We start from the raw sequence: 15,130 nt of genomic DNA, 5'->3' as shown, positions 1-15,130 counted from the left end.
GATGTTCCTCCTAATTAACAATGCTGATCGATATGCCAAACGTGCCGCCTGCATGAGCAGAGCGGCATATTCAACGTTCTATATTTACTATAACTCAGGTTCATTACCCTGATATAGCTGAATTTTTACCTGCATCACGCGCATGGGTGTACAAGTCTGCATATACACCTTTGGCTGCGATTAGTTCCTGGTGCGGTCCTTCCTCCACAATCTCCCCATTCTCCATCACCAGAATTCGATCGGCATGCATCACTGTGGACAGGCGATGAGCAATGACAATGGTGGTGCGTCCCTGGGATACCGATTCCAGCGCTTGCTGCACAAGCTGTTCCGTGTGTGAGTCCAGATTGGCGGTTGCCTCATCCAGGATGAGCACTCGGGGCTGGAACACCACGATCCGGGCAAATGAAATCAACTGCCGCTCCCCGGCGGATAGTCCGCTTCCGCGTTCGGATAGATGTGTATCATATCCTTGAGGCAAACGTGAAATCATCGTATGTGCTCCGACAAATCGGCAGGCCTCAATCGCCTGCTCTCGCGTAATATCCTCACGAAACATCCTCACATTATCAATAATGGAACCGGAGAACAGGAAGGGTTCCTGTTGAATAAGACCCACGATCCGATGAAGCTTAGCCTGCGGCAGGTGCCGAATATCGGTACCGTCAATCTCGATACTGCCCTTGTCTACATCATAGAAGCGATTGAGCAGGGAGATCAGTGTGCTTTTGCCAGCGCCTGTTGTGCCTACAATACCTACCATTTCACCCGGATAGAGGTGCAGGTTCATCTGTTGGATCAAGGGCCGGTCTGCCCGATAACCAAACGATACATCGTTAAAATCAATCTGGCCCATCACATTTTGTGGTTCCAGAGAGGAGGCCATCACGGGTTTGGGATCAGCAACTTCAGGCCGTGTATTCAGAATGTTCCAGATGCGATCCATTGATACGGTCGTGGACTGGAATGTATTCCATTGCATCGTAATCTGGTTAATCGGTTGAAAGAACTGACGAATATAGCTGATAAACGCATATAATACCCCGACTTGCAGGGACTCACCCAGTACGGCGCGACCTCCAAGCCAGACCATCATGACCAGTGCCGCATTGCCCAGGATATCAAACGTCCGGTTGAATATGACATTGGAACGAGCTTGCGCAATGTTGGCTTTTAGATGGAGCGCATTCTGTTCCGAGAAACGTTTCTTCTGTTCTTCCTCCTGGTGAAAAGCTTGAATCAGGAACATGCCGGACAAGTTCTCCGCCGTAAATGCGATCAGACGGGAAAGCCGGGTACGAGCATTTTGATAAGCTTTCCGCAGTCGACTACGGAATAATACCGCAACCACCGCAATGACAGGTAGCACGATCAGTGAGTAACTCGCCAGCACAGGATCAAGTTGGAACATAAAGACGATAATGAGCACCAGCATCATGCCATCTCGAATCAGACTGAGCAGTACTTGGGTGAAGAAGCTGCTGATGGTCTCCGTATCACTGGATACGTTTGTGACCAGACTGCCGATATGAAAACGGTCAAAGAAGGACATGGACATTTGGGAGATATGCTTGAACAGGTCCTTTCTGATCCGGGATACAATGTTCTGTCCCACATGCTGCAAGAGATTATTCTGGATATAGGTAAAAATAAAACTGATGACAGCCAGCCCAAGAAAGATGGCTGCGAGCTGAACGAGAAAGCCCACACTGGTCTGGCCCACGGCCAGATGATCATCGATGGCGATCTTCACTAGATAGGGTTGCAGCAGATCTGCCGATATGCCAAGCAGTGAACAGAAGAAGATACCGGCAAAAGCCCATTTATGCGGTTTGGCGTATGCCATCATCGCTTTAAACGAAGTTCGTTTACTCTGATCGTCTTCTGCGTCTGGGCGAAGTTCAGGGTTAGCGTTAGACATGATGTAATCCCTCCTCCTGCAAACGGTAAGTGGCCGCATATAACCCCTTGGCAGCCATCAACTGCGCATGTGTTCCCTGTTCAGCGACTCGCCCTTCATCCAGAACGATAATATCGTCCGCATGACGGACCGCGCTGATGCGATGAGAGATGATTAATGTAGTCTTGCCCTTGCCGATCTCACGCAGGCTACGCAGAATACCACTCTCGGTGACAGCATCAACCGCGCTCATGCTGTCATCCAGAATAAGTAACTGTGCTTGTTTGATCAGTCCTCTTGCAAGACTGGTTCGCTGACGCTGTCCACCAGACAAGGTGAGTCCACGTTCGCCAAGCAGTGTATCAAAGCGATCAGGAAAAAGGACAATATTATCATAGATCATGGCTTGCCGTGCACTATGTTCCACTGTATCCAGCGATACTTCCCGGTCGCTAAATGCGATGTTATCTCGGATGGTGGTACTAAACAGGAATCCATCCTGAGGGACATAGGCGATGCGCGATCTTAGACTTTCCAGCGACAACTGCCGAATATCGGTACCATTGATGCGAATGGTTCCTTCAGGTGGTTCATATGTACGCAGCAATAGCTTAACGAGGGTACTTTTACCTGAGCCGGTCTTGCCTACAATACCGACCGTTCGCCCGGCACGGATATTGAGTTGAATGTTTTGGAGAGCAGGAGATGAACTGCCGGGATAGGAGAAGGTTAGATTCTCCATGGTGATATCTTGTACGGTTTGGAGCGCTGTGGCTTCAGGAAGTTCACGTACATCTGCTACTTCGCTGAGCAGGTCATTCACCCGCTCCAGTGATGCGCCTGAGCGCTGAACGGTATTAATAACATTGCCGATCTGTTGAAGCGGTCCCATAATAATGCGCAGATATAAGGTTAAGGCGACAAAACTCCCGAGTGTAATAGAATTCTGCATGGTCATAATACCTCCGACAAGCAGAGAAACGACCAATGAGATGGCTCCCAGCAGCGGGAGCAATGCTTGAAACAACGAAGACAGACGAACGAGTCGAAGCTGTTTGCTCTTGATCTCATCGACGGTGGTTCCAAAGCGTGCACGAGCACTGTCTTCGATTGCAAATGTCTTGGTGACGCGAATGCCGCCCAACTGTTCTTCTGCCGATTCCGTCATGGTAGCAAGAGCTTCCTGAACGTCGCGAGAGCGCTTGCGAATCCGCGGACCAAAAAACACCACCAGAAATGGAATCGCCAGCAAAGGGACAACACTGATTAGAATGAGCGTCAACGGAATCCCGCTAAGCAGCATCATGACAATGCAGGACAACAGCAGGAAGGTGGCATTGGTCATGAGTGTCACACCATTGGATATCGCTTCACGTACGGAAGTAACGTCATTCATGACATAACTGAGCAGCTTTCCGTTCCCCTGTTTGGAGAAATAATGTTCGCTAAGTTCGGAAAACTTACTGAATATACGCTCACGCGTCATGAATTCGAAGCGTCGACCGAGCTTCATAATCATGAATTGCCCGGTACCGAACAGCAGATTATACCCGATGGCAATAGCTAGAAGGGACAGGCTGTACCTTACGACCGTCTGCATCTGAAGAGAGTTCTGCATCAACTGATCCGTGAAGCTGCCGAGTATGCGGGGCAGGGATGCTTGCCCGACATTGGAGGCGATGATCAGAAGAACAGCAACCAGATAAACAGGCCAGTTCGACACAACATAACCGCGAAGTAATCCTTTCTTGGACATAAGCGTTGTTCTCCTTTTGTTATAGGTGAAGTCAGTTCAGGCAGGTGGAGTCAAGAAAAGGGCCGACACCTGTTATTAGCGCGTCGTGCCCTCTTACTGTATGCGATCTAGTTCGTTGTTTATCCGTCATCCGATAGATTTCTCTATTCTTATTTTTGCGCTAATCCGATGGGATGTCAACGAAGCCACTTAGCAAAAAGCAGGTGATTTAGATTATCGGCGTTGGAGAAGAGTTCTATGCCATGTTCCCGTGTTGTATTCACCAGATGTCGAAATTACTGAAACATTTTCTAAGGATGCCCCGTCTGTAGGAATGAAGAGGTAAAAAATAGGCTTTACTAATCATATGGAGGTGCCAGGAAATGAAACATAAAAAAGGATTGGCTGCAACACTTGCGCTCTGCGTTTCTTTGACAGCAGGAGGTGCATCGGTATTTGCTTTCACAGATGTGAAGGATGAAGGTCAGAAGTCGGTTGTGGATTCATTGAAATCAAAAGGCATTGTTAACGGAGTAACAGCGGATCTGTTCCGTCCAGATCTTGCATTGTCCGAGCCACAGGGTGTTCAACTGATTGTGAATGCATTTGGTCTGAAAAATGAATTTGCGGAAGCATCCGCTCAGAATAAAATCAGTCCGGATACGTGGTATGCCGATGCGGTGCAGGCCGCTACTCAGAATGGACTGTCCATTCCGGTGGAAGTGAACCCGCAGGGCAAGATGACGCGTGAACTGTTTGTCATTTTGCTGAATGAAGGGATTAACACAACCGGGAATTATCCGGTCATCATGAAGTATAATCTTGTTAAGGACGAAAATAAAATCGGTAAGGACGCCATATCTGCAGTCCAGAACCTGCTGAACATGAACATCATTGAACTGGATAAGGACGGGAATTTCCGTCCAGATCAGTCGCTTACCCGTATGGAGGCTGCAAGCATGATCTTTAATGCACTCGAATTTGTGGATAAACACGGCAATGGCGGCTCAGCAGAGCCAACTCCAACCAATCCAGGTGAAGGCCAACAAGCGATTGTACCTGAAGTAACAACGACAAAGGTTGATGACAAAACAACCAAAGTTAAACTCAGTGCTGAAATGCCGCATCCTGGTTATGGATTGAAGATTGATGATGTGAAATTGGAGAAGGATGGACGCGCTATCGTGCTCTATTCCATTATTCAACCTGATCCGGACATGATGTATCCAATGGTTATCACCAATGTGACTGCAGAAACGGATATCCCAACAGGCTATACAGCAGAAGCTCAACCTTCTGGTAAGTAAATTATTCTTTGAGATATCAAACTTGCGCTAAGCACAACGTCAATGAACAGAATATAGCTTAACTTAAAAACCCACTCTTCATGCGTACATGGAGGGTGGGTTTTCGTTGATGGAGAGGACGACACCAATAACCAAGATCCAACTGATGCAAGGTGAGATATGCTAACGAACTCAGCGCACCTTATTTGGACGTTTATAGTGGTTATGCAATTCTAACGAACTTGAGACGCGTTATTCCCGCAAATAAGACTGGAAACAACAGAGAAAGCATATAAAAGTCAGGAATAATGCTTCTACGATTCGTTAAAAATCCCAATCAGTGAAATAGCGTCGAATAACGTGTGCTGGGTTCGTTAGACTTTCCAGATTCACGACGCTTCTGCGAAAGGTAAATTAGTGAGAGGTTACATAGTACGAACCTGATCGAAAGGTATTGGATCTAGCGGTTTGATTATTCTTCCAGAGGTTCATAGTCAAACCAATCGAAACTTGCGGGTGTACACTCCCCTGATGGAGCATAAGCGTACATGGCGATCATCACACCTGTGAAACCACTTGCTACTTCGGTAGATAACAGATGTGTTTCTCCTGAACCCACTTCGATGGCATCGGATGAACCTTGCTGATAGAGGAACGTGAAGTGATTACGGTCAGCCTTGATTTGTAATACAACCGGCCCCGTGTCACAGTCAAGCACCTGTTCGGTTCGCAGAGAGCCGACGGTTCGCCGCAATACGATTTTCTTCTGACCGTCGATCTGTGTTACAGCCAAGTCGTAATGATATTTATCATTCATAAATAAGGTTAATCCGGCTTCCTCACCGCTCGCAAATGGCTCATAACACAGCTCGGTGGCCATATTGCATAAGAAATGGCTCAATCGACGCCCAACAAAGGCTGGATTTTGTCCATCATCGAGTGAAACCGGCTGACCCCGCAGGATGAGTTGCCCGGGATTTTCTGTGAGTGTCCAACTATTCGGAGCCGGGTTCCGTAAGAAGATCCAGTTCATGTCCAAAGTTGGTTCGTCAAAATGATCCCGTATAGCCCGAGGTGACCAAGGATGCTCAGGCAATGAAGGTCCGGTCATCTCTGGTTCAATATGTCCGTCCACACCGATTATCGGCCAACCAGTGTCCGTCCAAGTGACAGGGGCCAGGAACGTTTCACGTCCCAGATGGTGTCGCATAGGGTAACCAGCTGGACGAATACCAAGAGATACGGCCCACCAGCTTCCATCCTGGATCTGGACAAGGTCTGCATGACCGGTTGCGTGAATGCTGGATTTCATGCTCCGATTGGACAGAATCGGATTATGAGGACACGGATCAAATGGTCCGTATGGCTCTGTGCTCCGAGCGATGGTCTCCATATGACCATACTCGGTTCCACCTTCGGCGATCATCAGATAATAGAGGCCGTTTATTTTATACATGTGGGGAGCTTCGGGGGCTGCTCCTCCGGTTCCAGTCCAGATCAATCGACTATCGGTTAGTCTGGCTCCGGTCGTGGTGTCTATCTCGCACTGATAGATGCCTTCGCCTTCATCGCCGTTACAGGCCGTTTGAAAATACACATGTCCATCATCATCAAAGAGAAAAGAGGGATCAATGCCACCCTGATCAACAAAAATTGGAGCAGACCATGGTCCCTCAGGTTGGATGCTACGTACATAAAAATTTCCGCCGCCGCTGACATTGGTTGTTGTCATATAGAACCAGCCATCATGGTGCCGGAGTGTTGGGGCAAAAATACCGCCAGAGCTGCCTGCGTTCGCTAAAGGGAGTTGCTCAGTTGTTGTGAGGACATGGCCGATCTGTCGCCAGTTCACAAGGTCTTTGCTGTGGAAGATGGGCACACCAGGGAAATATTCAAAGGTACTGGTTACCAGATAATAGTCTTCATCTACACGGCAGATACTTGGATCTGGATAAAACCCCGGAATGACCGGATTGGTATATTTCATCATTTATGCTCCTATTCATTTCGAGAGTTTAGTATGAATCTGGACACATTGAAAATCCCTGCTACAAGGCGAATTATAACGCTTATAAGTATATGGAACCTTGATTTTTCGGTCTTGGAATAGCATGATATAGACATTCAACCCAACTATGTTCGCGGAGGGGAATGCTTTTGAGTAATGCATATTTGAGATGGTTTACCTCGGACCATCAACAATTTCCGTTTTTTATCCAGTACGGTGGACATGTTGAGGACATGGAGCTTCATAATCATATGGATTTTACGGAACTTGTGATTGTTCTGAATGGTCATGCAACCCATGTGGTGAACACCGAGGAATTTTTTATTAAAAAAGGGAACGCATTTGTGATTAATGGCGACACCCATCATGCGTATAAAGACCCTCATGATTTTAGGATCTGTAACATTATGTTCAGTCCCGAGATGCTTGCTTCGGCTGGGCCCGATCTGAGAAAATCTAACGGCTTCCAGGCGCTGTTTGTTTTGGAACCGTTTTATCGTAATATTCACTCCTTTCCGAGTAAATTGGCGTTATCCATTTCCAGTCTGGAGTATGTAGAATCACTGATATCGTTCATGATTGAGGAGTATCAGAGTAAACAGCAAGGGTATCAGACGATGTTGATCTCACGTCTTACGGAGATGGTTGTTTATTTGTCGAGGCAATATGATACGCAGGAGAAAGGGATCGAAGGTAATAATCTGATGCATCTGGCAAATGCTATTTCATTTATTGAAGATCATTATCTGGAGCCACTGTCGCTAGAGGATATCGCGGGGAAGTCGAATATCTCAATAAGGCATCTGAATCGGATTTTTCGATCCTATTATCAGATGACCCCGATCTCTTATCTGCAAAAGTTGCGTCTGGAGAAGGCATGTCATTTGTTGAAAAACGGGAATCTGTCCATCACGGAAATTTCGTATGAATGTGGATTTAACGACAGTAATTATTTCACCCGCCAGTTTAAGAAAGCTTTTGGCAAGTCTCCCAAAACATACAGGCAGACTCATTAATACCTGATCGAATATAAAACACCAAAACAGGGCCTCCTCATATGGAGGTCCTGTCTGCTGTCTCAGGGAAAATTCAATGGTTCAAGAGCCGTCTGTTGTCATGCCACTGACCGTACATTTTATTTTCCTTTGTGTTGGTTATGAACTTATCCAATCTGCTCTGGAATAGTGCTGGCTGATTCTTCACACTTTGGATCGTATCGATCCGAACGTTCTGATACAGGGTAGGAAAGGCCATAAAATTTGCATAAACCTGATGGTCTTCTTTCAGCCTTTGTTCGATCACACCATCAATAATGAAAGCACTCGGGTCCATAACAGGAAGAACCTTTCTCCCCTCGTCATGCATGAAGCCCAACTTTTCAAGACGACGGACACGTTCCTTGTTCAATTCAGTCCATGAGCTACGTTTCCTTCTAGGCGATAATCGCTGTGCTAATTGAGTCTCGGATATTTTCTTTTTGAATCCATCGATCCAGCCAAAGCACAGCGACTCCTCAACCACGTCCAAATACAGCAGGGTATTTGGCACGGGTTTTATGCTTATCATTACCCAGCAAGATTTCTCGACTTTTCCATGCGTCTGCAACCAATTTCTCAATTCATCCCTCGACGTCACGGGGATACAATGTACATTTTCCATCCGATTGTCAACTATACTTGAGCCGGTTCCTGATACCAGAAGAGAGAATAGTCATTCATGATGGAGGCGTGCCCCAATTGACGCAGCATGGTAGAAACATTGCCACGATGATAGGTTCCGTGGTTAACCGCATGGAATACGATTTCCGATAAGCTGGTTTTGCGAACTCCGGCAAATGGATTATCGAGTAGAATGGTTTGCTCCAGATCTGCTTGGCCTCGTAACCACTCACTGTATTGTGCCGACAGGTCGGTAAAACATTGGATGTACTCATCCACAGAACCGTGAATTTCACTATTGAGTGGTATGCATGCTTGCAGTGCCTCGGGCATCCCGGTGCCAGTTAACACCAGATACCACATCTTATCCACTGTATAGATATGGCTGAGTGCGTGAGCAATAGTTGGATATGAACTGTTCACTTCCTGACTCAGGACAGAAGAGGGCAGTTCCTTGATTCTGCCCAGGATGGTTTGGTTGGCCCATGCGTGGTAGTTATACATTTGTTCCGGATGATTCATTGATGATCGTCTCCTTTAATTTGGCGATGGATTAGATGAACTTACTGAGATGATTATAAAAAAAGAAGTATGACAACAGCGTGTCATACTTCTTCATAGAGCTTAAGTGCGTTTCGAAGTTGTTCTTTCAGAATGTCTCTTAATTCAATCGGTTCAAGTACCTCGGCACCACTGCCTAAACTAAGTAGAAACGACCATAACCACTTGGCTTGTAACGGTTGATGAACCGGGATACGCATCGTCATACTTCCATCCTCGTGAAATTGCTTATCTGCCTGTTGAAAATGATCCATGGCTTCCGCGAGCGCTTCCGGGTTCACCCGAAATACCACATCACTTACCTGATCTTGCCATGACGGATCTGACACAACCGTCTCTTGGGGAAGCTCAAGGTGGGGTTGGAAGTGTTCCGATGTCAGTTGCACGTTCATCATCCGGGACAGTCGGAACTCGCGATAATCCTGCCGTGTCTGGCAAAATCCATATACATACCAATTACGATATTTAAAATGGAGTCTTACCGGTTCCAGATGGCGGGGTGTGTGTTCATTTTTTGTATTGATGTAGTCAAAACGGACAACCTGATGATCCGTAATCCCTTTACGCAGATGAGGAAGGGCATCAGGTTCTGTTCGGCGAGTCTCCAGATCCACCGATAGACTTGAGGTTTGATGCTCCGGTCCAATCGTTTGCAGACGTTCAATCGTGCCTTGTGCACGTGCATCTTCGAATACTGTGGATAGACTGCTCAGGACCGTGATCAGGGAATCCACATCATAAGAACCGAGCAAGCTTTTATCCATCTTGTATCCGTCCATCATGCCGTAGCCGCCTTTGAGTCCCTGATGGGAGACGACCGGGAAGCCGGCGGCACAGATTACATCAATATCCCGATAGATCGTTCTTGGGGACACCTGAAACTCTTCCGCCAAGGTGGAAGCAGACAATACTTCGTGGTTCAGCAGTTTGTATATGATTGAGATTAATCGCTCCAATTTCAAAAGGTATCCCCGCCCGTTATTCCATTTTGTCATTACAGGCCATTATTATATCACGCCAGGGTAAACAACATGGAGGATTACAGAGGGTCTATAGGAGGTCATATCATGCAGTAAGTTTTGTTCCAACATGATTGGACAAGTTCTTCGGTGTGATGAAACAAAAAAAGAGTGCTGGATAGCACTCTTTCGAAGAAACATGATTGTTGTTGTGTTGAACAGTTACGTTAGCAGATCGGTCGAACTTCATATCGAGTGAATAGTCAGAGCCGGCTCTACTCTTCTTGCACGTTATAGAGAACCCGAGCGAGCAGATTCTGTCCATAGTTTCCGAAGTTTTTACCAAAGATCGTTAAGCCCCGTTTGTTCAAAGGTTCGTCCGTAACCGCAATGCGGAAGTGAATATCGCTTTTGTAATCCAGCCTAATCTGGTCCAACGTCACGTCCGAGATGCGGCATCCGTCGATATAGCTGCCTTCCTGTGTAATCCGGATCAGCTTCAGCATGCCGTACTGATTCAAGTGCGGAGGCCACCATTCCGGATTAAAGGTACCGCGTGTATTGCCAAAATCCCCCGGACTTGTCCAGCAGCCAATCTCAATCCCATTGACATAGAAGTAAATATCCGAAGGGTAATTGTCACAAAAGCCAGGGGCCTCCGATCCCAGTTCCATCGACAACTGAATTTCGCTAAAGGACTGATTGGGTTTGAGATAGTTTGGAATCCGATATTCCAGATAACCTTCAGCCAGCCAGATCATCTCCGCATCAATTCGCAGTGGATCAGCAAAGTACCGCGGATCATCGAACTCTCCAACAATGCTGTCCCGGGTAGCGAGACCACATGTAGGTGCGGCCTGATAATCGCTATAATGACCGACCTGAATTTCCACCTCATAACGATTGTTAATCTCTTGTGAACGCAGATCAACCATCAATTTTTCCTCATTGAGATAACATATCTTCTGAATTCCATGTTTGCCAACGGCGGTGTTGATCTCGATCAATCCGCTCTCTTCAAGCTTCTTGATATGCATCGTGATGGCGCCATTGCTCAGTCCCAGCTTGGTTGCAAGATCATTGAGATTAAGGCTTTGGTTCTTGGCCAGCAGCTCGATGATCTGAATCCGGATTTCCGAACTGAGCGCTTTGAAGATATTCACACCCGACATCAGATCTTTAATATAAATCATAGGTGGATTTCCTTTCCCCGTTCTGAACAAAGTCTTCGACACAGACATTTGCACATTTATATGTTTTATTTCAGATAATTATAAATCATTCCCTCATGGAAGGGAAGGGTGGAGAAATAGAAGCCAAAACCCTTGTATATAGCGCAAATACGAGAATATAACCTATATTTTCTCCACTATTCCGGTTAAAATAAGTGTTAATCAGTTCACATATATTTGAAATATACCATTGAAATGTCATGTAACCGCTTTTATAATCCTATTATACCTAAATTGATTCAATACTTCATGAACCTAATTAACCATTTGAACAGGAAAGGTGGAGTTTGGTTTGGAAAAGTTAAGCAATGTGAAGAGGTTTAAGTGGAAACGGTTGGCGTTACCAGCATTACTTGTGATGGTATTATTGCTGGCAGGTCAGTCAAAAGCTTTGGCGGCATTCTGGAATCTGACCGGAGATACCGCTGTTCATGATCCATCGATTATCAAAGAGGGCAGTTCCTGGTACACCTTTTCAACCGGCCCGGGCATTCAAGTATTGAAATCCGATAATGGTTCGTCCTGGTATCGTGTTCCACAAATCTTCTTAAGTAAACCATCCTGGTGGGCCTCTGCAGTTCCGGGACAAAGCGGATTGGATGTATGGGCACCGGATGTAGAGCAGTATAACGGAAAAGTATGGCTCTATTATTCAATCTCCACCTTTGGCTCCAATCGGTCTGCGATTGGTCTTGCTTCTGCGAATAGCATTGGAGCAGGGCAGTGGAAGGACGAAGGATTGGTGCTTCAAACCACGACCGCCAATAATTATAATGCCATTGATCCAAATCTGGTCATTGATGCTTCAGGCAATCCATGGCTGGCCTTTGGTTCTTTCTGGAGTGGCCTGAAGATTGTCAAGCTGGACAAAAACACGATGAAACCGACGGGAAGTATAACTTCCATTGCTGCGCGCCCGAATAACGGAGGTGCTATTGAAGGACCAAGTATTGTATATCGTGGCGGCTACTATTACCTGTTTGCTTCCATCGATTCTTGCTGCCAAGGGGTGAACAGTACCTACAAAATGGTCTATGGACGTTCGACCAGTATAACAGGCCCTTATGTAGACAAAAACGGAGTTAATATGCTGAATGGTGGCGGAACGATATTGGATACAGGCAATGTGAAGTGGAAAGGTCCAGGTGGTCAGGACGTGTACAACGGCAATGTCATCGCAAGACATGCCTATGATGCAGAGGATAATGGCAATCCGAAATTGCTGATTAATGACTTGCTTTGGGACTCGAGTGGCTGGCCGAAATACTGATTTATTTTATATAAATGTAAAATGTTTTATAAAAGTGTTGACTAAAGTGATCTGGATTTGATAAATTTAACAACAGAAATCTTATTTCATCCAATTGAATACGGTTACAAGTCCAGATCAGGAGGGGTTCAGATGGTAAAGAAAAAGAATTGGGTCACATTTATGCTTCTTATGCTGGTAAGTGCGCTGGTACTCGCAGGTTGCGGAGGAAGCAGCGGTGCAAGTGGGGACAAGGAGTTAACGTTTATGTTCCGCGGGGGTACTGATGAGCAGAAAGCATACCAAGCGGTGGTCAAGAAATTCGAAGAAGATCATCCGGGTGTGAAAGTCAAAATTATCGTAACGGCTGCGGATCAATATGCAACCAAGCTAAGAGCGGCAATTACAGGCAACAGCTTGCCTGACGTATTTTATATCAATCCGGGTGACGTGAAAGCGTATGTGAACAGCAATGTGCTGATGAACCTCACTTCGTATATTGAAAACAATCCGGATGTGGATCTCGATAATATCTGGAAATACGGCGTGGACCTGTATCGTTATGACGGCCAAATGGCAGGTCAAGGTGATATCTACGGTATGCCGAAGGATCTGGGGCCATTTGCACTGGGCTACAACAAAACGTTGTTTGAAAAAGAGGGCATCCCACTCCCTGACAAGGATAAACCATACACATGGGAAGAGTTCATCAAGGTGAACCAGCAAGCGACCAAGGATACCAATGGAGATGGTAAACCGGATGTATACGGTACTGGATTCAACGTACAGTGGGCCCTGCAATCCTTTGTATGGAGCAACGGTGGGGATTGGTTGGATGAGACCAAAACAAAGGTAACGATTGATGATCCGAAATTCGCTGAAGCCCTGCAGTTCTTCGCGGATATGCAGAATGTATACAAAATTACACCTTCCATTGAGGAAGCGCAAACATTGGATACGTATCAACGCTGGATGAAAGGTGAAATGGCTTTCTTCCCTGTAGGCCCATGGGATATGAGTACATTTGAGAAATTGCCTTTCGATTATGATTTGCTGCCATTCCCTGCGGGATCAACTGGCAAATCGGCAACGTGGATCGGGTCTCTGGGAATCGGAGTATCTGCCAAAACGAAACATCCAGAAGAAGCAGCAGCATTGGTGAACTACCTTACGGCTTCGAAGGAAGGCATGCAACAACTGGTAGATGCCAAGGTACAAATTCCGAACTTGCTTGATATGGCAGACGAGTGGGCCAAAGATACATCCACGAAACCAGCCAACAAACAGGAATTCATTGATATCGTTGAAGATTACGGCAGGGCTCTGCCAGGTAACTACACGTACAATGCGGAATGGTATGACCTGTTCTTCACGGACATCCAGCCGGTATTGGATGGCAAGATTACAGCCGCAGACTATGTGAAGCAGCAACAACCGAAAATGCAAAAACTGCTCGACAAAGCGGTAGAACAAGAAAAGAAATCTCAGAAATAGTAGATAGGAAAGGGTGATGCCGGCAGCCTGCAATCATGCTGCTGGCATCATTCGTATTGGAACTTATTGGATTCCATACGGGCATGTGGCATTCGTTGATCGACAAGGTTCAATCGAAGAATGCCACATGCTGATACTAGAAACAGGGGTGAACGCCGTGATTACGAAATCGAGTTTGTATCGCAAAGAGATGCTGTACGGATATCTGTTTATTTTACCTCCGATTCTTGGATTGCTGATCTTTGTCATGTTCCCGTTCCTCTACTCCCTTTATGGTTCCTTTACGGATTGGGACGGACTGGGACAGATGAACTTTATCGGTTTGGCCAACTTCAAGGATTTGCTCACGGATGACCTCTTCTACAAAGCGATGTTTAATACATTTTTCCTGATGCTCGGTATTCCGATTGGTTTGTTGCTCGCATTATTGCTGGCGATGGGTCTGAATCGTAAAATTCCCGGCACCACGACATTCCGAGTAATCTATTACATCCCGGTCATTTCTTCCCTCGCTGCGGTGTCCATCATGTGGAACTGGGCGTACAACGGGGATTACGGTCTGGTGAACCAGTTCCTTGACCTGTTTGGGATTAAAGGTCCTAACTGGCTAGCGAACAAAGACACGGTTAAACCGGCTTTGATTATTATGACGGTGTGGAAAGGCTTGGGATACACGATGTTGTTGTACCTGGCAGCACTGCAAAGTGTATCACGTACATACTACGAGGCGGCTGAGCTGGATGGAGCGAACGGGTTCCAAATCTTCCGCAATATCACCTGGCCTATGGTGAAGCCAGTTACCTTTTTCCTCATTGTTACAAATATCATTGGCGGTTCCCAGATCTTCACCGAGATGAACATTATGACACCTACGGGTGGTCCTGAATATTCTTCGGCATCAATCGTTTTCTACATCTGGCAGAAAGCCTTCAGTAACTTGCAGATGGGTTATGCCTCAGCGATGGCCATGATTCTTGGTATTTTCATTTTTGTCATTACCCTGGTGCAATTCAAAATGAACGAAAAATCAGCCTATGATGGGGATTGA

Annotated in this window: 12 protein-coding genes; 5 read left to right on the top strand and 7 right to left on the bottom strand. The window is 46.3% G+C overall.

Annotated elements, in window-relative coordinates; all coding sequences use genetic code 11:
• Positions 1 to 103: 103 nt before the first annotated feature.
• Positions 104 to 1,921, bottom strand: coding sequence for an ABC transporter ATP-binding protein (locus MKY28_RS19965; RefSeq protein WP_340936752.1), 1,818 nt, complete (start codon positions 1,919 to 1,921; stop codon positions 104 to 106).
• Positions 1,914 to 3,656 (bottom strand): ABC transporter ATP-binding protein, encoded by a 1,743-nt coding sequence (locus MKY28_RS19960; protein WP_340936751.1) that lies wholly within the window; start codon positions 3,654 to 3,656, stop codon positions 1,914 to 1,916. The genes MKY28_RS19965 and MKY28_RS19960 overlap by 8 nt, the downstream gene beginning before the upstream one ends.
• Positions 3,657 to 4,018: 362 nt before the next feature.
• Between MKY28_RS19960 and MKY28_RS19955 the strand changes: the two genes are divergently transcribed.
• Positions 4,019 to 4,942, top strand: coding sequence for an S-layer homology domain-containing protein (locus MKY28_RS19955; RefSeq protein ID WP_047841909.1), 924 nt, complete (start codon positions 4,019 to 4,021; stop codon positions 4,940 to 4,942).
• 451 nt (positions 4,943 to 5,393) lie between these two features.
• Here MKY28_RS19955 and MKY28_RS19950 read toward each other — a convergent pair whose 3' ends face one another.
• Entirely contained in the window at positions 5,394 to 6,908 is a 1,515-nt protein-coding gene (locus MKY28_RS19950; RefSeq protein ID WP_340936750.1) for a glycoside hydrolase family 43 protein, read from the bottom strand.
• A 170-nt stretch (positions 6,909 to 7,078) separates the two neighbouring features.
• Between MKY28_RS19950 and MKY28_RS19945 the strand changes: the two genes are divergently transcribed.
• A complete protein-coding gene (locus MKY28_RS19945; RefSeq protein WP_036611501.1) occupies positions 7,079 to 7,945 on the top strand; it encodes a helix-turn-helix domain-containing protein in 867 nt (288 codons plus the stop codon).
• A 73-nt stretch (positions 7,946 to 8,018) separates the two neighbouring features.
• On the opposite strand, the gene MKY28_RS19940 is transcribed toward MKY28_RS19945, so the two are convergent.
• From MKY28_RS19940 to MKY28_RS19925, 4 genes are all read right to left on the bottom strand, one after another.
• The gene (locus MKY28_RS19940; RefSeq protein WP_340936748.1) at positions 8,019 to 8,588 is read right to left on the bottom strand and encodes a YdeI/OmpD-associated family protein; all 570 of its coding nucleotides are present in this window, start codon (positions 8,586 to 8,588) and stop codon (positions 8,019 to 8,021) included.
• An 11-nt stretch (positions 8,589 to 8,599) separates the two neighbouring features.
• Positions 8,600 to 9,109, bottom strand: coding sequence for a DinB family protein (locus MKY28_RS19935; RefSeq protein WP_340936746.1), 510 nt, complete (start codon positions 9,107 to 9,109; stop codon positions 8,600 to 8,602).
• 83 nt (positions 9,110 to 9,192) lie between these two features.
• Entirely contained in the window at positions 9,193 to 10,110 is a 918-nt protein-coding gene (locus MKY28_RS19930) for a helix-turn-helix transcriptional regulator (protein WP_340032128.1), read from the bottom strand.
• Positions 10,111 to 10,382: 272 nt separating this feature from the next.
• On the bottom strand, positions 10,383 to 11,300 hold the full coding sequence (locus tag MKY28_RS19925) for an ArsR/SmtB family transcription factor (RefSeq protein ID WP_076251357.1): 918 nt from the start codon (positions 11,298 to 11,300) through the stop codon (positions 10,383 to 10,385).
• Between the two features lie 397 nt (positions 11,301 to 11,697).
• Here MKY28_RS19925 and MKY28_RS19920 point away from each other — a divergent pair, with 397 nt between their 5' ends.
• From MKY28_RS19920 to MKY28_RS19910, 3 genes are all read left to right on the top strand, one after another.
• A complete protein-coding gene (locus MKY28_RS19920) occupies positions 11,698 to 12,609 on the top strand; it encodes a glycoside hydrolase family 43 protein (protein ID WP_051154000.1) in 912 nt (303 codons plus the stop codon).
• A gap of 132 nt (positions 12,610 to 12,741) precedes the next feature.
• Positions 12,742 to 14,082 carry an ABC transporter substrate-binding protein gene (locus MKY28_RS19915; RefSeq protein ID WP_036611486.1) on the top strand — a complete coding sequence of 447 codons (1,341 nt, stop codon included), beginning with the start codon at positions 12,742 to 12,744 and terminating at the stop codon, positions 14,080 to 14,082.
• A 157-nt stretch (positions 14,083 to 14,239) separates the two neighbouring features.
• Entirely contained in the window at positions 14,240 to 15,130 is an 891-nt protein-coding gene (locus tag MKY28_RS19910; protein ID WP_036611613.1) for a carbohydrate ABC transporter permease, read from the top strand.

Source organism: Paenibacillus sp. FSL R5-0473 (assembly GCF_038004565.1).
Lineage (GTDB): Bacteria > Bacillota > Bacilli > Paenibacillales > Paenibacillaceae > Paenibacillus > Paenibacillus amylolyticus.
This window is presented reverse-complemented; position numbering and strand designations above follow the sequence as displayed.

Excerpts from the sequence above, each read along its gene's own strand:
- MKY28_RS19965 (WP_340936752.1), bottom strand. The coding sequence starts at position 1,921 with ATGTCTAACGCTAACCCTGAACTTCGCCCAGACGCAGAAGACGATCAG.
- MKY28_RS19960 (WP_340936751.1), bottom strand. The coding sequence starts at position 3,656 with ATGTCCAAGAAAGGATTACTTCGCGGTTATGTTGTGTCGAACTGGCCT.
- MKY28_RS19955 (WP_047841909.1), top strand. The coding sequence starts at position 4,019 with ATGAAACATAAAAAAGGATTGGCTGCAACACTTGCGCTCTGCGTTTCT.
- MKY28_RS19950 (WP_340936750.1), bottom strand. The coding sequence starts at position 6,908 with ATGAAATATACCAATCCGGTCATTCCGGGGTTTTATCCAGATCCAAGT.
- MKY28_RS19940 (WP_340936748.1), bottom strand. The coding sequence starts at position 8,588 with ATGGAAAATGTACATTGTATCCCCGTGACGTCGAGGGATGAATTGAGA.
- MKY28_RS19935 (WP_340936746.1), bottom strand. The coding sequence starts at position 9,109 with ATGAATCATCCGGAACAAATGTATAACTACCACGCATGGGCCAACCAA.
- MKY28_RS19925 (WP_076251357.1), bottom strand. The coding sequence starts at position 11,300 with ATGATTTATATTAAAGATCTGATGTCGGGTGTGAATATCTTCAAAGCG.
- MKY28_RS19920 (WP_051154000.1), top strand. The coding sequence starts at position 11,698 with ATGGTATTATTGCTGGCAGGTCAGTCAAAAGCTTTGGCGGCATTCTGG.
- MKY28_RS19915 (WP_036611486.1), top strand. The coding sequence starts at position 12,742 with ATGGTAAAGAAAAAGAATTGGGTCACATTTATGCTTCTTATGCTGGTA.